The sequence below is a fragment of the Vogesella lacus genome, assembly GCF_979366295.1.
In genome coordinates this window covers 261882-278933 of sequence record NZ_CEETQT010000004.1, presented here as the reverse complement: position 1 = coordinate 278933, position 17052 = coordinate 261882, and the positions used below count along the sequence as shown (strand labels likewise).

The 17052-nt window shown below is 63.2% G+C and carries 18 protein-coding genes; 5 read left to right on the top strand and 13 right to left on the bottom strand.

From position 1 onward, the window contains the following. Positions 1–81 precede the first annotated feature (81 nt). The 6 genes from ACZ9W6_RS07095 to ACZ9W6_RS07070 form a co-directional block, all read right to left on the bottom strand. Positions 82–4209, bottom strand: a complete 4128-nt coding sequence (locus ACZ9W6_RS07095) for a DEAD/DEAH box helicase (RefSeq protein WP_465190396.1) — start codon at positions 4207–4209, stop codon at positions 82–84. An 83-nt stretch (positions 4210–4292) separates the two neighbouring features. Next, on the bottom strand, positions 4293–5570 hold the full coding sequence (gene hemL, locus ACZ9W6_RS07090) for a glutamate-1-semialdehyde 2,1-aminomutase (RefSeq protein ID WP_465190395.1): 1278 nt from the start codon (positions 5568–5570) through the stop codon (positions 4293–4295). A gap of 181 nt (positions 5571–5751) precedes the next feature. Next, a complete protein-coding gene (locus ACZ9W6_RS07085; RefSeq protein WP_465190394.1) occupies positions 5752–6075 on the bottom strand; it encodes a thioredoxin family protein in 324 nt (107 codons plus the stop codon). A 33-nt stretch (positions 6076–6108) separates the two neighbouring features. Further along, positions 6109–6480 carry a hypothetical protein gene (locus tag ACZ9W6_RS07080; protein ID WP_465190393.1) on the bottom strand — a complete coding sequence of 124 codons (372 nt, stop codon included), beginning with the start codon at positions 6478–6480 and terminating at the stop codon, positions 6109–6111. Between the two features lie 111 nt (positions 6481–6591). Then, positions 6592–7212 (bottom strand): hypothetical protein, encoded by a 621-nt coding sequence (locus ACZ9W6_RS07075; protein ID WP_465190392.1) that lies wholly within the window; start codon positions 7210–7212, stop codon positions 6592–6594. Positions 7213–7249: 37 nt separating this feature from the next. Then, positions 7250–7660, bottom strand: coding sequence for an EamA family transporter (locus ACZ9W6_RS07070; protein WP_465190391.1), 411 nt, complete (start codon positions 7658–7660; stop codon positions 7250–7252). Positions 7661–7762: 102 nt separating this feature from the next. Here ACZ9W6_RS07070 and ACZ9W6_RS07065 point away from each other — a divergent pair, with 102 nt between their 5' ends. Further along, on the top strand, positions 7763–8647 hold the full coding sequence (locus ACZ9W6_RS07065; RefSeq protein ID WP_465190390.1) for a LysR family transcriptional regulator: 885 nt from the start codon (positions 7763–7765) through the stop codon (positions 8645–8647). 47 nt (positions 8648–8694) lie between these two features. On the opposite strand, the gene ACZ9W6_RS07060 is transcribed toward ACZ9W6_RS07065, so the two are convergent. The 5 genes from ACZ9W6_RS07060 to ACZ9W6_RS07040 all read right to left on the bottom strand — a co-directional run bounded on the left by ACZ9W6_RS07060 (position 8695) and on the right by ACZ9W6_RS07040 (position 11104). Further along, on the bottom strand, positions 8695–9156 hold the full coding sequence (locus ACZ9W6_RS07060; RefSeq protein ID WP_465190389.1) for a CYTH domain-containing protein: 462 nt from the start codon (positions 9154–9156) through the stop codon (positions 8695–8697). Then, the gene (locus tag ACZ9W6_RS07055; protein ID WP_465190388.1) at positions 9146–9556 is read right to left on the bottom strand and encodes a DVU_2496 family lipoprotein; all 411 of its coding nucleotides are present in this window, start codon (positions 9554–9556) and stop codon (positions 9146–9148) included. Before ACZ9W6_RS07055 ends, ACZ9W6_RS07060 begins: the two co-directional genes overlap by 11 nt. Next, positions 9556–9975, bottom strand: coding sequence for a CopD family protein (locus ACZ9W6_RS07050; RefSeq protein ID WP_465190387.1), 420 nt, complete (start codon positions 9973–9975; stop codon positions 9556–9558). Before ACZ9W6_RS07050 ends, ACZ9W6_RS07055 begins: the two co-directional genes overlap by 1 nt. A gap of 129 nt (positions 9976–10104) precedes the next feature. Then, a complete protein-coding gene (locus ACZ9W6_RS07045) occupies positions 10105–10917 on the bottom strand; it encodes a M48 family metallopeptidase (RefSeq protein WP_465190386.1) in 813 nt (270 codons plus the stop codon). A 22-nt stretch (positions 10918–10939) separates the two neighbouring features. Next, the gene (locus ACZ9W6_RS07040; protein WP_465190385.1) at positions 10940–11104 is read right to left on the bottom strand and encodes a rubredoxin; all 165 of its coding nucleotides are present in this window, start codon (positions 11102–11104) and stop codon (positions 10940–10942) included. A 60-nt stretch (positions 11105–11164) separates the two neighbouring features. On the opposite strand from ACZ9W6_RS07040, the gene thiD reads away from it, so the two are divergent. The 4 genes from thiD to ACZ9W6_RS07020 all read left to right on the top strand — a co-directional run bounded on the left by thiD (position 11165) and on the right by ACZ9W6_RS07020 (position 14100). Then, positions 11165–12013 (top strand): bifunctional hydroxymethylpyrimidine kinase/phosphomethylpyrimidine kinase, encoded by an 849-nt coding sequence (thiD, locus tag ACZ9W6_RS07035; protein ID WP_465190384.1) that lies wholly within the window; start codon positions 11165–11167, stop codon positions 12011–12013. Next, the gene (gene thiE, locus ACZ9W6_RS07030) at positions 12010–12627 is read left to right on the top strand and encodes a thiamine phosphate synthase (protein ID WP_465190383.1); all 618 of its coding nucleotides are present in this window, start codon (positions 12010–12012) and stop codon (positions 12625–12627) included. Before thiD ends, thiE begins: the two co-directional genes overlap by 4 nt. 75 nt (positions 12628–12702) lie before the next feature. Further along, positions 12703–13260 carry an arsinothricin resistance N-acetyltransferase ArsN1 family B gene (locus ACZ9W6_RS07025; protein WP_465190382.1) on the top strand — a complete coding sequence of 186 codons (558 nt, stop codon included), beginning with the start codon at positions 12703–12705 and terminating at the stop codon, positions 13258–13260. Positions 13261–13311: 51 nt separating this feature from the next. After that, positions 13312–14100, top strand: coding sequence for a DinB family protein (locus ACZ9W6_RS07020; RefSeq protein WP_465190381.1), 789 nt, complete (start codon positions 13312–13314; stop codon positions 14098–14100). A 36-nt stretch (positions 14101–14136) separates the two neighbouring features. On the opposite strand, the gene ACZ9W6_RS07015 is transcribed toward ACZ9W6_RS07020, so the two are convergent. Then, positions 14137–15720: a GGDEF domain-containing protein gene (locus tag ACZ9W6_RS07015; protein ID WP_465190380.1), complete on the bottom strand. Its 1584-nt coding sequence runs from the start codon at positions 15718–15720 to the stop codon at positions 14137–14139. A gap of 153 nt (positions 15721–15873) precedes the next feature. Then, the gene (locus tag ACZ9W6_RS07010) at positions 15874–17040 is read right to left on the bottom strand and encodes a benzoate/H(+) symporter BenE family transporter (protein ID WP_465190379.1); all 1167 of its coding nucleotides are present in this window, start codon (positions 17038–17040) and stop codon (positions 15874–15876) included. Positions 17041–17052: the final 12 nt, after the last annotated feature.

The following is a 17052-nucleotide window of genomic DNA, read 5'->3' as shown; positions in this document are numbered from 1 at the left end:
GCTTCACCACCATGCTATGCCTGCACCCAATATGGGTTCTTGATCCAGAACAAGTAAAGCGGCCAGCCCGGCCGCCCGCCTTTACTCGCCGCGCAGCAGCGCCAGCAAGGCCTCGGCATCGAGCTTGGCGCTGGCATCACCACCTTCCAGCAAGCTGTCGGCCAGATCCCGCTTGGCCGCGTGCAGCGCCACGATCTGTTCTTCGATCGTGTGCTCGGCCACCAGGCGATAAACCGTTACCGGACGTTGCTGACCCATTCGATAAGCACGGTCGGATGCCTGATCCTCGACCGCCGGGTTCCACCACGGGTCGAGGTGAATCACATAATCGGCCTCGGTCAGATTGAGGCCGGTGCCGCCGGCTTTCAGGCTGATCAGGAAAATATCGCCGTCGCCCTTCTGGAAGGCATCGACACGCTCCTTGCGTGCCCGCGCCGGCGTGGTGCCGTCCAGATACTGCAGACGCACGCCCTTGGCTTCCAGCAACTGTTTTACCAGTGTCAGATGGTCGACAAACTGGCTGAACACCAGCGCCTTGTGACCGTTCTCGATCAGCTCGTCGACCAGCTTTTCGAACACTGCCAGCTTGCTGCCGGACAGCTCGCTGTCCTTCATCACCAGTTTCGGGTGGCAGCAGAAACGGCGCAGACGGGTAATCTCGGCCAGCACCTGCATCGCGCTGCGGCCATCCTCGCCCTTGAGTTCGTCGATCTTCTCCACCGCCTGCTGGCGCAAGGCTTCGTACAGATGCAGCTCGTCCGGCGACAGCGGCACCTTGTGGGTAATTTCGGTGCGCGGCGGCAGCTCGGTCAGCACCTGGTTCTTGGTACGACGCAGGATGAAAGGCTGAATCAGGTTCTTCAGTGCGATACGCGCATTGTCATCGCCACGTTCGATCGGATGGCCGAAACGCTGGGCAAAGCGTTCCTGACTGCCAAGCAGGCCCGGATTCAGGAAGCGGAACAGGCTCCACAGCTCGCCCAGATGGTTCTCGACCGGTGTACCACTCGCGGCCAACCTGAAGTCGGCCTGCAGATCCATCACCGCCTGTGCGCGCTTGGTGCCGGCATTCTTGATCGCCTGCGCCTCGTCGAGCACCACGGTCTGCCAGTGCACAGCGGCAAACTGCGCGGCATCCTGCTGCAGCAAGCCATAGCTGACCACCACCAGATCATTGGAGGCCAGGCCTGCCAACGTGCGCTGCTGATGGTAGGCGCGCACTTTCAGCGAAGGCGCAAAACGCGCGGCCTCGGACAGCCAGTTCAGCGCCACCGAGGTCGGTGCCACCACCAGCTGCGGGCCGTCGGCCGCGCGAGTCAGCAATAGCGCCAGTGTCTGCACGGTCTTGCCCAGACCCATATCGTCGGCCAGACACGCGCCCACGCCCCATTTGGCCAGCCGCGACATCCAGGCAAAGCCCTCGCGCTGGTAGTCGCGCAAGCTGGCCTGCAGCGTGTCCGGTACTTCCGGGGTGAAATCCTGCAAAGACTGCAGGCGCGATTGCTGCTCCAGCCACGCGCCGTCGGCATTGCATTCGCCGACATCGCCCAGCATGCCGGCCAGTTGCGGAGCCAGCAGCGCCGACACACGCAGGCCATCGGCGCTCTCGTGATCGGCCAGCGCCGCCAGCGCCTGCAGCCTGTCCTTCATCGCCGAAGTCAGCGCCAGCCAGTCGTTATCACCGAGCTTGAGGAAGCGGCCCGGCGTCTCGCGCAGCAAGTCCAGCAGCTCTTTCAGCGCCAGCACGCGGCCGTCGTCCAGCTTCAGCTGGCCGCCCAGCACGAACCACTCGCCCTGCTGGCGGATACCCAGTGCCAGCTGTGGCAGGCCGCGCCGGCTCTTGATGCGCATGCGCTCGCCTTCCGGCCACACGCATTGCAGCAGCTTGTTATCCAGCGCCTGCAGTTCCGACAAGACTTCGAGCGCTTCCTGCGGCTCGGCCAGCAGCCATTCGAGCGACTCGCCCTGGCTTGCGGCCAACCTTGGACAGGCGTCAACTACCTGCTTGAGCGCCTTCAGTTCTTTTTTCAGCTGGCGACGCGCACGCACCGCCTTGCCATCGATTTCGCCGACCAGGTTCTCCAGCCCCTCGCCGGGGTTGAACCAGTTGCCACCCGGCAGCGGCCGCACCAGCAATTGCAGGCGCAAGCCTTCCTGCAGCGGCAACAGATGGGCGTACAGATGTTCGTCGGCGGCAACCTTGTCGATATGCGCAGTCAGCTCGGCCATATCGGTATGCACCGGCACCAGCGGCGCGATATCGCGGATCGCCTCCAGCAATTCGTTTTTGGCAGCGCGCGGCACCGACAGGCCCTTGCCCAGCACGGCCGCAATCTGCCGCACTTCGCGGCTGATCTGGTACACCGCCAACCGCGTCGGCGTCTGTTTCAGCCAGACTATCTCGCTTTCGGCATGAATCTTGCCCGGCACCAGCGCCAGGCGGATGGTGTCGCCCTCTTCCTGCAGCTGCATGGTGACGCTGCCGGCCACCACATCGAGTCCGACATCGGGCGCATCGCTCCAGAACACGGCCGGATGCCCCACCAGCAGCGGCAAGACTTTTTCGGCATCCAGCTCGTAGCTGCTGCCGCCATGATGATGTTCGTACTGCTGACGCAAGGCGGCGATGATGCGCTCGTCTTGCGCGCTCAGATAATCCAGCGTCTCGTCGCCTTCAAACAGGCGGCGCAGCGCCACGCTGCGGCCCTTGCTCCACTGGCCCTTGCCGGTCTGCTTCTGCTCGCGGGCTTCCAGCATCGCGCCATGCGCGCCGATACTCAGCCACCAGGCCAGACGGTTCTCGGCCTGGGTCTTGCGCGGCTCGCTGCTTTTCTGGTTGCCCGGGCCGATCTGGCGCAGCGCCTGCAGCGCCTGCTGCCACGCCTCCTGCCGACGCCAGGCCTGATGCAGCGGCTTGAGGCGGAACTGGCCATGCAGCACCGTCAGCTGCGCTTCGCCGCCAAACTGGGCGGCAATCAGCGCATCGACTTCGCCGGCCAGCCACAGATAGCCTTCCTGTTGCAGCTGCTCGACAAACTGGCGCAACGCCTGCTGCCACTGCGGCGTGCGCGCCGCCTTCACATCCAGCCAGTACAGCGCCAGCGCCAGCAACAGGCCATCAAGGCCGACCAGCTGGCTAGGCTCGGGGCTGGCGATATGGCCGCCCGGTACGCCGCCTTCCAGCTGCATCAGCAGATGCTGCAGCACATAGTAGCTATGGCCCTGATGCTGGCGGATGCCGCTGCTGATCGCGCTTTTCAGCGCCGCATTGCGTGCTGTGCTGTTGTCGCTGCCCAAGAGCGCGATGCAATACAGCGCGTTGACGTCGGCCGGCAGCTCGATCTTGCGCTGGCCGGTCTGGCTCTTGAGATCCTGCAGCCATTGCTGCAGCGTGCCGACCGCCTCGCCGTGGCGGCCGGAGGCCACATGCAGCAGGAACATGCCGCTGAGGGCAAAGCCCTCGCCGCTGCTGGCTTCGCGCAGCAGCAAAGGCAACTCGCCGCGCAGCAGGTATTGCCATTGCAGCAGGCTGGTCAGCTCGTCCCAGTCGCGGTAGCCGTCATCCAGCCGCGACAGCGCATAGCGGTAGCCCTCGCGGAAGGTGTCGGCGCGATAGTTGGCCTCGGGCAGATAATCGAGCAGCAACATCACCTGGATGTCGTCCACCAGCCGGTCAAACAGCTGGCGACCGGCGGCATTGGCAAATAGCCGCTTGAACGGCGCCTGTGGCAGCGCGCCGCTGTGATGACTGGCGGCCTGCTGGTAACGCTGCAGCCAGTCCTGTGCCGGTGCGACCTTGCCCTGCAAAATGGCCAGCCACAGCTGCAGCTGGATCTGCGCGAGGTCGGGCTTGCCGCGTGCCGTGCCCGGCGAGCTCAGGTGATCGGTCAGCAGGTCTTCCCAGCCCTTGAGCTCGACGGTGTCGTCCATCAGCTGCAACAGCACGCTGTTGCGCGCATTCGGTGCCACGCGGTAAGGCAGGCCGGAGGTGCGCACGATCCAGCCCTGGTGTTCGAGATCAGCCAGGAGATTGCCGAGCTTTTCGGTATTCACCGGTTTGCCGCCCTCGTCGCGGATCAGATTCAGCTGCAATAGCGTCAGCAGGCCAGCCTTGGTCTCGCCCGCAGGCAGAAGCGCCAGTGCATGCAGCACGGCACGATGGGCGGCGGTCAGTTGGTCTACGGTCGGTACGGTGAACAGATCGGACATTCGGCAGCAATCGGCAAAATTCGGAAAAAACAAAGGCCGCACACCCGGCAAAGGTGTGCGGCCAACCTTTGGGCAGCCGGTAATTATACGCGTGTCAGCGCGCGGCGGGCGGCGGCAATGGTCTGTTCGATCATTTCATCGCTGTGGGCGATGGAGATGAAGCCGGCTTCGTAGGCCGATGGTGCCAGATACACACCCTCGTCGAGCATGGCGTGGAAGAAGGCCTTGAAGCGCGGAATGTCGCATTGCGTCGCTTCGGCGTAGCTGGCCGGCACCTTGTCGCTGAAATAGAAGCCGAACATGCCGCCGACGCTGTCGGTGGTCATCGGCACGCCGGCTGCCTGGGCGGCCTCGGCAAAGCCTGCGGCCAACCTGGCGCTCTTGGCCGACAGTGTGGCGTAAAAGCCCGGCTGGCGGATCAGGCGCAGCGTGGCAAGACCGGCAGCCACCGACAGCGGGTTACCCGACAGCGTGCCGGCCTGATAGACATTACCCAGCGGCGCGATCTTGGCCATGATGTCGGCGCGACCGCCAAAAGCCGCCAGCGGCATGCCGCCGCCAACCACCTTGCCCAGCGTGGTCAGATCCGGCGTGATGCCGTGCAGACCTTGCGCGCAACCCAAATCCACGCGGAAGCCGGTCATCACTTCGTCGTAAATCAGCACCGCGCCGTGCTGCTCGGTCAGGCCGCGTAGTGCCTTCACGAATTCGGCCGATGGCTTGATCAGATTCATATTGCCGGCGATAGGCTCGAGGATCACGCAGGCAATCTTGTCGCCCAGCTCCTTGAAGGTATCGGCCAGCTGCTGCACATCGTTGTACTGCAACACCAGCGTGTGCTTGGTGAAGTCAGCCGGTACGCCGCCGGACGACGGGTTGCCGAAAGTCAGCAGGCCGGAGCCGGCTTTCACCAGCAGGCTGTCGGAATGGCCGTGGTAGCAGCCTTCAAACTTGATGATCAGGTCACGGCCGGTAAAGCCGCGCGCCAGACGAATCGCGCTCATGGTCGCCTCGGTGCCGGACGACACCAGACGCACCTGCTCGACCGATGGCAGCAAATCGCAGATCACCTCGGCGATTTCGATCTCGCCTTCGGTTGGTGCGCCGAAAGACAGGCCGCCCACGGCCGCCTCCTGCACCGCCTTCACCACTTCCGGATGGGCGTGGCCGAGAATCGCCGGGCCCCAGCTGCCGACATAGTCGAGATACTGCTTGTCGTCGGCATCCCAGAAATACGCGCCTTCGGCACGCTTCACAAAACGCGGCGTGCCGCCGACCTGGCCAAAAGCCCGTACCGGCGAATTCACGCCACCGGGAATGACTTGCTTGCCACGTTCAAACAGTTCGAGATTGCGGGACATTGTTTTCCTTTCCGGCGACCTTGCGGCCAACCTGTCAGCTTGTCTGCCGGATGGACAACCAGCCGGCGCGATGGGGTAGCGTGAGGCACGACGGCCTCACGACAGAATCGGGCAGGATTGTCCGGCAAATCGCGGCCGACAGCCAGCCTTGCCGGCAAATACCTTGCGCTGGCGCAGCCGCTCAGGCCTGCTCGTCAGCCAGCGCCTGCAAGTCGGCCAGTGACGTTGGCCGCACCACACGGGCGATTTCGACACCATCGCGCAGCAGGATCAGGCTTGGCCACAGTTTGACGCGATAGCTGCGCCCCAGGCGGCGGCCGGGGCCGTCTTCGACCTTGATATGGGTGATATCCGCCCGCGAAGCAAAGGCCTCGCGGATAAAAGGCTGCGCGCCCTGGCAATGCGGGCACCAGTCGACGCCAAACTCCAGCAGGGTCAGGCCGGGCAAGGCGTCCACGGCGCTGCGCTCGGGCGCGTTGGCAGAATAGCTAGCGAGATAGGTCATATTGGCAGGGCCTCTTCAGCAGGAAGGCACAGACTAGCGCATTTCCGCATTGGCGGCAGCCGGCTGCTTTTTCGCCTCGGCCCATGACAACGGGCACTGGCAGTGACTGCATTCATACAGCCGCGCATAACGTGCCTTGAAAGCCGCCACCCAGTCTTCGGCCAGTGGCAGTGCACGCCAGCAGCTGCCCAGAAAATCCAGCGCGCCAAACAGCAGATAGCTGTTGGTCAACAACTGTTTTTCGCCAAACTGCAGCGGGCTGTATTTCACCTCCAGCGGCGGGAGATTCTGCCAACCCGCCGCCAACAGCATATCGCGATGCTCATTCAGGCCGTAATACGGGTGGAGGGTTTTCAGCTCGGTATCGCAGTGCGGGCAATGCAGCACGGGCGCAGGCTTGCTCATCAGCATCTTTCGGGTATCGGTGACCGGCTTGGCGGCGGGGAAACATCAATGCGGCGAGATCATAGAACAGCATCGGCATAAATGAAATGCTCAAGCCGAGGCCCTGCCCGGCTAGCCATTGAACAGATAGTAAACGCGCTGCTGGCGCGGGCTGACCAGCAACAGGCCGATACGGCCATAGGCGTAATAGCTGCCCGGCTCGGCCAGCGCCGCGCTGGCCTGCGCCGCCAGCTGTGCATCGATATCAATGCAAAAGCCGTAACGGCAAATGTAGTCGCCAAGAACCAGCTGCCGCTGCCCGGGCGGGGCGCCCCAGCGGCTGTCCAGCGGCAAGGGCGTGGCCTGCCATTGCTCGTAATCGCCGCGCCATTCGCGCCCGGCCTGATCGGCATTTGGCGGCATCTCGTCAAAAAACGCGAGGCCACGCTGGTTGATCGCCGCCGCCACCGCCGGCGGCAAAGGATAGACGCGAAAGCCGGCCTCGTTGCCGCCGGGGCCGAAGCCCCACGTTTCCTCAAGCTGATAACTGATGCGATCCACCTGCAAGGCGTCCGGCACCACCTGCAGCGCCCACAGCCGTTCATAGTGGCGATACGCAAACAGCGGCATCGCCACCAGCGCCATCAGCAGCAAGGCAAAACCGTAGCGCGGCAAATGCCGCCACGCCTGCCACAGCAAGGCAAACAGCACCACGGGGATGGCCAGCAGAATCAGGGCGATCAGATAGAACATGGCGGGCAGACAAGGTTGGCCGCAAGGCGGCGAAGGCTTATTTCTGCAGCATCAGCCACAGCCCCGTCAAGCTCAGGCCGGCACCGGCCAGCCGCGGCAAGGAGAGTGTCTCGCGAAACAGCCAGTAGCCCAGCGGCAGCAACAGCAGCGTGCTCAATACCGTACTGCTGAGCCCGGCCACGCCCATGCTCCAGCCGGCGCGATACGCCAACAGGAAGCCCAGCTCGATGCCGAGAATGCCCAGCGCCACGCCCGCCGTGCTCCAGTCCATGGCACTAAGACTGCGGCTGCCGACCGCCAGCGGCAGCGCCGCCAGACACACCAGCATGGCCAGACCATAACTGATGGCGAGGGCCAGAAACGGGTTGACCCCGGCCGGTACCTGCTTGATCGACAGGTGATAGATGATGGAGCCGGCAACCGCCAGCATCAGTGCAGCCAGATACATATCATGCTCCGCCAGAGGGTTAAGGATCACCATGCTAGCGAAGGCCGACTGCTATAGGTAGACTGCCATTTTCACGCACCATCATAAGCAAAGCTTATAACCATGGACCTCGATACCAGCCTGTTGCGCAGCTTTGTCAGCATCGTCAATCACGGCAGCATCAACCGCGCTGCCCAGCAGCTGAACAAGACCCAACCGGCCCTAAGCCTGCAGTTGCGCAAACTGGAACAACAACTGGGCAGCACCCTGCTGCAACGCAGTACCCGTGGTGTACTGCTGACAGCTGCCGGCGAGCGCCTGTTGCCGCACGCACGCCGCCTGCTGGCGCTGACAGATGGCATCACCGGCCAGTACGCCAGCGTCGCTGCGGCCAACATTCCCTTGCGTATCGGCCTGCTGGAGGATCTGGCCGGCAGCTGCCTGCCACAGGTGTTCGCCGACTTCGCCGCCCACCAGCCCGGGCTCAGACTGTCAGTCCAGCTGGGCTTGAGTGAGGGCCTGTTACACAACATGGCGCAAGGCGAGCTGGACATCGTGGTCAGCGCGCCCTGCAGCGGGCAAACCCCGCCGGCGGTGGCCGACGAGACCCACGGCTGCCCGCTGCACTGGTATGCCGACCGTTATTTCACCCTGCCCGAAGGCTCGCTGCCGCTGGTGATGTTTGCGCCGCCCTGCACCTGGCGCGATCGCATGTTGGCCGCACTCGAACAAGCCGGCCAACCTTGGCATATCGTGTTCGAAAGTGCCAGCCTGCCGGCAGTACAGGCGGCGGTGCGCGCCGGACTCGGCGTCGCCGGCCTGCTGTGCGACACCGCGCCACCCGATAGCGTCGTCATCGCCCCGCCACGCCTGCCCGCACTGGGTACCGTACCCCTGGCGGTCTACCGCCCGCCGGGCAGCCGCCACCCGCAGGCGCAGGCGCTATCTGCACTTTTCTGCCGCGCGCTGGCGGCCATCAGCCAGAGCGCCGCCACAGCCGCACCATGAAAAAAGCCGCCAGCCCATGCGGGTGGCGGCTTTTTTGCGTGAAACGCTTACCAGCGGGTAAACGGATGCTTCGACAGATGCGCATTGGTAAAGCGACCATCGAAGGTGACTTCTTCACCGATCCATGCCGGCTTGTCGAAGGCGGTGTCTTCTGATGGCAGCTCGATCTCGGCCAGCACAAGGCCGGCGTTGTCGCCGAAGAACTCGTCAACTTCCCACACGAAACCACCCAGCTCGATGCGGTAACGCAGCTTGTCGACCACCATCGGGCACATGGCGTCCATGATGGTCTGCGCCTCGGTAACAGGGATGGTGTATTCGAATTCGTGGCGGCTGATCTCGCTGATCTGTCCTTTCAGCGTCAGCCACGCCTGATCGCCGACCACGCGCACGCGCACGGTGCGTTCCTTTTCTACCGACAGATAACCCTGGCGGTAACGCACACCCTCGGCGAGGCCTCGCCAGGCCTCACCATTCACCCGAAAACGGCGCTCGATTTCAACTGCCATCTTTGCTTGCTTCCTTCTTGATCGCGCGGGCCGGGGCTTTCAGACGCCAGTCGGCCTCGCGGTAGGGATAAACATCTTGCGGCCAACGTGCATCCAGCCGGTAGACAAACCACGGCTGGCCGGGCTGCAAACGATTGCCTTTGATCGCATCGTCGACATCGCTCTTGGCGGCCTGCACGCTGCAATACACCTTGCTGCCCGGATAATGGCCATCGCTGGCACGTTGCAGGCCGGGCGGCACCTGCTCGGGCGGCAGGCGACCGGGCATGGCGGCAAGGTTGGCCGCAGGCACATCGCCCAGGTCCTGCGCAGACAGGATGAATACGCTGTCAGTACAGTCCTGGCGCTGGCAGGCGCTGAGTGTCGCGGCCAGCAAAACGGGTAACAGAATGGCTTTCATCAGAATGGCTTGACGATGACGAGGATGATCACGGCCAGCAAGACCAGCACTGGCAGCTCGTTGAACACACGGAACCAGGTATGACTCTTGCGGTTAAGGTTGGCCGCAAAGTCGCGCTGCAGCTTGAAGCAGTAGCCATGGTAGCCGATCAGCCCGGCAACCAGGGTCAGTTTGGCATGTAGCCAGCCGCCATTGATGCCGAATCCCAGCATCAGGCTCAGACCGGTCAGCAGCGCCAGCACACCCAGCGGCGTCATGAAACGCAGCAGCTTTTGCGACATCAAGATCAGACGGCTGTGTTCGGCGCTGCCGTGTTCGACCATGGCCAGATTGACGTAGAGCCGCGGCAGATAGAACAGGCCGGCAAACCAGGACACCACGAAAAACAGGTGAAACGCTTTCAGGTAGAGATAGGTCATCGCTCTGGATACGCCTTGTGAGTGCGTAATGGGTTCGGGACGCCGGCCATTGTCCATCATGCGGCAGGGCTTGTCTTGATCCAGACAAAACGGCCGCCCGCTGGCGGCCGTTCTGGCGAATCATGATGCTTACTTCTTGCGCGCCGCCTGATACAGCGGCATCACGCGTGGCAGCAGTTTTTCGATTTCCTCGATACGCTGCGGGCCGGACGGGTGAGTCGACAGGAAGGACGGGCCGCTGCCGGCACCGGCTTGCAGCATCTTCTGCCACAGTGTCACCGCCGCCGACGGGTTGTAGCCGGCGCGCGCCATCAGCTCGAGGCCGATTACGTCGGCTTCGGATTCCATGGTGCGGCTATTGGGCTTGGACAGTGTCAGGTCGGTGGCGATCGAGGCCAGATCCATCTGCCCTTGCGACAGGCCGGCCAGCTGGCCGATCACGTTCAGGCCCAGATTCTGTGCCGCTGCCTGGCTCATGCCTTCGCGGCTGTGCTCGCGCAGCGCGTGGGCGATTTCGTGGCCGATGATGGCGGCCAGCTCATCGTCAGACAGACGCAGCTTTTGCACGATGCCGCTGTAGACCATGATCTTGCCGCCAGCCATCGCGTAGGCATTGAGCTGGTCCGACTCGGTGACATTGGTTTCCCAGTTCCAGCGTGCCGCATCGGGGCGGAACACCGGCGTCTGCGCGATCAGCTTTTGCGAGATGCCGCGCACGCGACGGGTCAGCGCCGCGTCGGTATTGAGCTTGCCCGCGCCCTGGGCTTTCTGTTTTTCCTGCAGGTAAGCCTGGGCCGAGGCCTGCTCGACCTCTTGCGGCGACAGCAGCATCAGCTGCTTGCGACTGGCACCGACTTCACCGCTCTGGGTGGTATTCACACAGCCGGCCAGCGCTGCCGGCAATACCGCCAGCCAGGCGGCACGATACAGCCACTGTTGCATGGGTTTGCTCCTTGTGTGGCGCTTAAAACGCCATCATTTCAAAATCATCCTTGCGGGCATCGCAATCCGGGCAAGTCCAGTTTGGCGGGACATCTTCCCACTTGGTGCCGGGGGCGATACCGTCTTCCGGGCGACCTGCCGCTTCGTCGTAAATAAAGCCGCAAATCAGACACATCCAGGTTTGCATGGTATTCAGCCTTCCCTCGGTTAAAATCGTATTGTAAATGAACCTGAGCTGAGAAACGCCTTGAGCCAAGACATCCCCCTGCCGCCCATCGTGCTGACGCTGGCCGGCTCCGACCCGACCGGCGGTGCCGGCATCCAGGCCGACATCCTGACCCTGGCCAGCATGGGCTGCCATCCCTTGTCGGTCATCACCGCTGTCACCGTGCAGGATACGCGCGGCGTGCAGGATTTTCTGGTGATGGACGACGAATGGGTACTCGACCAGGCACGCGCCGTGCTCGAAGACATGCCGGTCTCCGCATTTAAAGTGGGGATGATAGGCAGCGTCAACAATGTCGTGGCGATTGCCGAGCTGATGGCCGACTACCCCGACATCCCGCTGATCTACGATCCGGTACTGGCCAGCGGCGCCGGCGACGAGCTGGCACGCGAGGAGCTGATCCACGTGCTGCGCGACATGCTGCTGCCGCAAGTCAGCGTGCTGACACCCAACAGCCTCGAGGCACGCCGCCTGGCGGCCAACGATGACGAAGAGGACAGCGAGCTGGCGCTGGCCGATTGCGCCAAGCGCCTGACTCGTCTGGGCTGCGACTATGTGCTGATTACCGGCACCCACGAAGCCAGCCGCGATGTGGAAAACCGCCTGTACGATCTGTCCGGCGAAGTGCGCGTCGATACCTGGCCACGGCTGAATGGCAGCTTCCACGGCTCGGGCTGCACGCTGGCCTCGGCGATTGCCGGCCTCGTCGCGCGCGGTCTGGCGGTGCCTGAAGCTGTCAAGGAAGCGCAGGACTTCACCTGGCAGGCTCTGCGTTACGGCTTCCGCCCCGGCATGGGGCAATTCATCCCGGACCGTCTGTTCTGGGCCAATGACGATACCGCCGAAGGCGAGGAAAACGACAAGGCATGAGCAAAGCCATTCACGGTCTGTACGCCATTACCCCCGACACCGACGACAGCGAACGCCTGATCGAGCAGGTCAGCGCCGTGCTCGATGGCGGCGCGCGCATCTTGCAATACCGCAACAAGAGCGAAGACCAGGTGCGACACCTGTGGCAAGCCAATATCCTCGCCAGCCTGTGCCAGAGCCGCAATGCGCTGTTCATCATCAATGACGATGTCGAGCTGGCGCTGGCTGTCGGTGCCGACGGCGTGCACCTTGGCCGCGATGACGGCGATATCGCCGCCGCCCGCGCCCGGCTCGGCCCGGCCGCGATTATCGGTGCCAGCTGCTATGACAGCCTCGCGCTGGCCGAACAGGCAGTCAAGGCCGGTGCCAGCTATATCGCCTTTGGCGCGGTGTTTCCGTCTGCCACCAAGCCGGCTGCCGTGCGCGCGCCGCTGAGCCTGTTTGCTGCCGCCAAAGCGCTTGGTGTGCCCAGCGTGGCAATTGGCGGCATCAACGCGGCCAACGCGGCCGAGGTTATCGCCGCCGGCGCTGATGCGATTGCCGTGATCGGCGGCCTGTTCGATCACGATGATCCGGCGCTGGCCGCCGAAACCCTCAGCCAGCTGTTTGCCTGACGCCGCTGCGGCCAACCTTGGCCACAGGCACGGCAATTGCATGATGTCCGGCCCAGCCTTTTGCCGGACATCAGCATGACCTCCCCGTTCATTCGCCCTGCCACTTTCGCCGATGCCGCAGCCATCTGCGCGATCTACAACCCCTATGTGCTCGACAGCAGTATCAGCTTCGAAGAACAAGCCGTGCATCCTGACGAAATGGCCAATCGCATCCGCGATGTCGCCGATATGGGCCTGCCCTGGCTGGTGCTGTGCGTGGGGCAAGACTTGATCGGCTATGCCTATGCCACGCGCTGGCGCGCACGCCCCGCCTACCGCTACGCCGTCGAAACCAGCATCTACCTCGCGCCGCACGCCGGCGGCCGCGGCCTGGGCACGCAGCTGTATCAAGCCTTGCTGCGCGACTTGCAAGCACGCGAGCTGCACACCGCGATTGCCGGTGTCGCCCAGCCCAACCCGGCCAGCAATGCGCTGCATACCGCGCTGGGTTTCAGCCAGGTTGCCAACTTTCGTGAGGTTGGCCGCAAGTTCGGCCAGTGGCTGGACGTCGCCTACTGGCAGCTGCCGCTGAGCGAGTCTGTCGGGCCGGATACCACAGCCACAGCCATGCAGCCGGAAAAAGCTTGTCAGTAGACATCGCTCAAAGTAACGTATCAAAACGTTACGTTACTTTGGGGCACAGCCATGCACAACCGTTTTGACCTGTTTCGCCAGACCGAGCTTGGCCGCCAACTCGAGGCGCTGATCTGTGCGCCGCAGCGCTACAGCGAATACGCCGCGCTATCGCGTGCCGGCCTACCGGCCGTCACCGCACTGGTGCACGAGCTGGCACAGCACTTCCCTGAGCTGGAAACCGAGCAGACCGCACGCCAGTTTTGCGGGGCGATGGTCGGCGAGGTCATGCGTCAGCATGGCCACCAGTTGCTGCGCGCGCGCGGCCGCGTGCCTGGTGGCTATTTCAGCTATGGCGCGGTGTGGTCGGCGCTGCCGGTGGCGCAGGATTTCGCCAGTCTGCTGCAGCAATTTGCCGGCATGCCCGAGCGCGTTGCCCGAAAACTGGGCACGCTGGCACCAGCACAGCGCACACAGCGCCCGGCCGGCAGCGGTTTTTGTGCGCTCGAGCATCTGTGCCATCTGCGCGATCTTGACCGCGATGCCTTTCTGCCACGAGTACAGGCAATGTTGAACGAAACCCTGCCGACCCTGCACAGCGTGAATGGCAGCATCTGGGCCGAACAGCGACAGTATCTGGCGCAGGATTACGCACAGGCCGCCGCCGGCTTTGTCGCGGCGCGCGCCAGCCTGCTGGCGATACTGGAAAACTGTGGAGAGGCCGAGCAGCAAAGGCTGGCGGTGTGGAACGACAAACGTTTGAACTTGCAGGATCTGCTGGCCGATATGGTGGCGCACGATGCCACCCACTTGCTGGAAATCGATGAATTGCTGCTGGCGCTGCAAGGCGAACAGGCCTGACAGACTTGCGGCCAACCCTAAGGTTGGCCGCAAGCTTCAGACACTCTGGCAGACGCGGTTGCGTCCTTCTTCCTTGGCGCGATACAAGGCCTCGTCGGCACTCTGCAGCAGGACGCTGTAGTTGCGCTGCTGGCGGGCATCGACCACACCGCCCGAGAAAGTCAGGCCATTCAGCGTACTGCCATCATCCGGCGAGCTGATATGGCTGGCGGCAAACTGACGCTGCAGCAACTGAACAGTCTGCTGCATCGCACCGGCGGTAGCATCAGGCTGTACGATGCAGAACTCCTCGCCACCGTAGCGCACCACGAAGCCATCGCCATAAACGCAGGCCTGACACAGTCTGGCAAACTGGCGCAGTACCTCGTCACCCGTGCCGTGGCCATGACGGTCATTCACCAGCTTGAAGTGATCAAGGTCGATCAGCGCCAATGCCATCGGCCGCCCCTCGCCCAGATATTGCCCCAGCTGCTCGTACAGATAATGACGGTTATACAGCCCGGTCAACGGGTCATGCAGCGCCTGGTAACGCAGCTCCTGCTGCAGGGCATCAATCTCGGCCAGTCGCTGCTCCAGCTCGGCATTCAGTGCCGTGGCCTGCAAGCGCGCCACTTCGGTCTCTTGCTGACGCAGCAAGGCCAGATCGCGTTCGAAACCGATGCGCAAGGCCGCCTGATGCAGCATCGCCGTGCGCTGCTGGTAAAAACGGTAGCCGAGAAACACCAGCGACAGCATCAATACCGACAGCACCCAGTACACGGCAACCGCCGACTCGCGATACAGCGCCGCCTTGCGCTGCCAGTCCTGCAGATTGCTGCTGTCCAGCATCAGCACGCTGCGATCAGCCAGCCAGAACGACAGCCACAGAAAACCCAGCACCGAGGCCAGCATGAACAGCACGATGACCAGCATCGCCAGCGGGTCACGGTCGCTGCGCATCTGCGCCGGCCAGTGCTTCTCGCGCCAGCGCAATACCAGCGGCGTCAGCAACAGCAAGGGCATGACGGTAATCAGCGTCTGCACGGTATTGCCTACCCACCAACCCTGCCACAGGGTAAAGGCATCCAGCGCCGACAGCTTGTTCATGTAAGACCAGATAAACGAGCCGCTGGCACTGCTGACACCGGAAATGAAGCAGACCACCACGAACAGCAGAATCGCCGCCAGACTGGACGGCGCGTAAGTGATATGGATATTGCGGTAGACCAGTGCCATCAACAGCAGACCCAGCGGGTTGCTGAAAGAAAACAGGACTCCCCAGCCCAAGGGCAAGCCGGACAGCATCGCTACAAGGAAGGTGGCAGCAAAAGCCAGCCAGATGCCCCAACGGAAGCCGAACCACAACACCCACAATGTAGAGATGGTCAGCGGCGGGTAGATACTGATGAAGAAATCAAGACCGCCGACTTTCACCGGCAGCTGGTACCAGGAGTCGTGCAATTGCACCTTGGCCAGCCACAGTGAAATCAGCAGGGAAAACAGCCAGGCACCAAGCAGCAACAGGCTTGGTCTTTGCCCGAAGGAGGCAAGCACGCGGCCAACAGGCAAAGCATAGCTGCTGATAGGCCTGACGTGCTGCTCGTCCTCGGCAGCGAGGAAATTGTCTTTGGGGATGCTCATGTGTCGCGTAGCAATGGCGAAAGACGCTGGCCCTATCTTGCCATTGCTGCCTTGCAAAGTCAGAAATTCGTTATCGGTATGCCACAAAGAAATGGCCGGGCTGCAGAACAGGACGGCCATATTCTATAGATATCGACGCGAAATCGCTTTTCTTTATCTGTTTGTCCGCCACCGCATCATCATGGCTAGCAAGATGCCTGCCAACAATGCCCACAAGGGGGCACCGATGCCGGCAATGGTAATGCCCGATGCCGCCACGACAAAGGTCAGCAATGCCGCCTCGCGGTCTTTTTCTGGCGTCAGTGCCGTAGCCAGCGAGCTACTCAGCGTGCCGAACAAGGCCAGCGCCGCTGTCGTGGTCACCAGCGTCACCGGCAACAGCAGCAACAAGGCCACCAGCGCGCCGCCGATGGCAGCCACCAGCAGATAACACAGCGCCGCCACCATGCCGGCCTTCCAGCGCTCGGCCTGATCCGGATGGCAATCGCGGCCGGTACACATCGCCGCGGTAATCGCCGCCAGCACCACACCGTGGCAGCCAAATGGCGCCAGCAGCGCCGACACCCCGCCAAGCAGGCTGACCGGCGCGCGCGCCGGCAAGTCAAAACCGTCGTGACGCAGCACCGCCATACCCGGCAAAAACTGCCCGGTCAGCGCCACCAGCGCCAGCGGCAGCGCGATATTGCTGAGTCCGGCCAAGGTAAATACCGGCATGGTAAACAGCGGGCCGCTGGCTGCGGCCAGGGTGGTCGTGCCGGCATGCCAGCTGCCCTGCCACCACACCAGCACACAGCCAAGGGCCAAGGCCAGCATCAGCGCATAACGCGGCAACAGGCGGCGGGCGATGAAAAACAGCAGGGTCATCGGCAGCACCAGCGTCACATTGTCGCGCAGCGCCGGTACCAGCTCGACCACAAAGCGGAACAGGATGCCGGCCAGCAAGGCCGCCGCCAACGCCGGCGGAAATCGTTTCATCAGCGCATCAAACGCGCCGCTGATGCCGACCAGCCACACCGCCAGCCCGGCCAGCAAAAAGCCGCCGACTGCCTCGGGATACGTCACCGTCGGCAAGGCGGCCAGCAACACGGCCGCCCCCGGCGTCGACCACGCGGTAATCACCGGCATGCGCCAGCGCCACGACAGATACAGCCCGGCAATGCCGGAGCCGAAAGACACCGCCCACAGCCACGAGGCCAACTGGCCCGAAGACAGGCCGGCCTGTTGCGCGGCATGCACGATGATCAGGAAGGGGCCGGAATAACCGACCAGAATGGTCAGCACCCCGGCCAGCAAGGCGGAAGGCGGCAAGGCTCGCAACATGACAGACTCCGT

What these genes read in the sequence shown, in the direction of transcription:
- ACZ9W6_RS07065 (WP_465190390.1), top strand. Translation starts at nt 7,763, where the DNA reads ATGGACCTCGATACCAGCCTGTTGCGCAGCTTTGTCAGCATCGTCAAT.
- ACZ9W6_RS07050 (WP_465190387.1), bottom strand. Translation starts at nt 9,975, where the DNA reads ATGACCTATCTCTACCTGAAAGCGTTTCACCTGTTTTTCGTGGTGTCC.
- ACZ9W6_RS07015 (WP_465190380.1), bottom strand. Translation starts at nt 15,720, where the DNA reads ATGAGCATCCCCAAAGACAATTTCCTCGCTGCCGAGGACGAGCAGCAC.
- ACZ9W6_RS07070 (WP_465190391.1), bottom strand. Translation starts at nt 7,660, where the DNA reads ATGTATCTGGCTGCACTGATGCTGGCGGTTGCCGGCTCCATCATCTAT.
- hemL (WP_465190395.1), bottom strand. Translation starts at nt 5,570, where the DNA reads ATGTCCCGCAATCTCGAACTGTTTGAACGTGGCAAGCAAGTCATTCCC.
- ACZ9W6_RS07085 (WP_465190394.1), bottom strand. Translation starts at nt 6,075, where the DNA reads ATGACCTATCTCGCTAGCTATTCTGCCAACGCGCCCGAGCGCAGCGCC.
- ACZ9W6_RS07020 (WP_465190381.1), top strand. Translation starts at nt 13,312, where the DNA reads ATGCACAACCGTTTTGACCTGTTTCGCCAGACCGAGCTTGGCCGCCAA.
- ACZ9W6_RS07010 (WP_465190379.1), bottom strand. Translation starts at nt 17,040, where the DNA reads ATGTTGCGAGCCTTGCCGCCTTCCGCCTTGCTGGCCGGGGTGCTGACC.
- ACZ9W6_RS07075 (WP_465190392.1), bottom strand. Translation starts at nt 7,212, where the DNA reads ATGTTCTATCTGATCGCCCTGATTCTGCTGGCCATCCCCGTGGTGCTG.
- ACZ9W6_RS07045 (WP_465190386.1), bottom strand. Translation starts at nt 10,917, where the DNA reads ATGCAACAGTGGCTGTATCGTGCCGCCTGGCTGGCGGTATTGCCGGCA.
- thiE (WP_465190383.1), top strand. Translation starts at nt 12,010, where the DNA reads ATGAGCAAAGCCATTCACGGTCTGTACGCCATTACCCCCGACACCGAC.
- ACZ9W6_RS07060 (WP_465190389.1), bottom strand. Translation starts at nt 9,156, where the DNA reads ATGGCAGTTGAAATCGAGCGCCGTTTTCGGGTGAATGGTGAGGCCTGG.
- ACZ9W6_RS07080 (WP_465190393.1), bottom strand. Translation starts at nt 6,480, where the DNA reads ATGAGCAAGCCTGCGCCCGTGCTGCATTGCCCGCACTGCGATACCGAG.
- ACZ9W6_RS07040 (WP_465190385.1), bottom strand. Translation starts at nt 11,104, where the DNA reads ATGCAAACCTGGATGTGTCTGATTTGCGGCTTTATTTACGACGAAGCG.
- ACZ9W6_RS07025 (WP_465190382.1), top strand. Translation starts at nt 12,703, where the DNA reads ATGACCTCCCCGTTCATTCGCCCTGCCACTTTCGCCGATGCCGCAGCC.
- ACZ9W6_RS07095 (WP_465190396.1), bottom strand. Translation starts at nt 4,209, where the DNA reads ATGTCCGATCTGTTCACCGTACCGACCGTAGACCAACTGACCGCCGCC.
- ACZ9W6_RS07055 (WP_465190388.1), bottom strand. Translation starts at nt 9,556, where the DNA reads ATGAAAGCCATTCTGTTACCCGTTTTGCTGGCCGCGACACTCAGCGCC.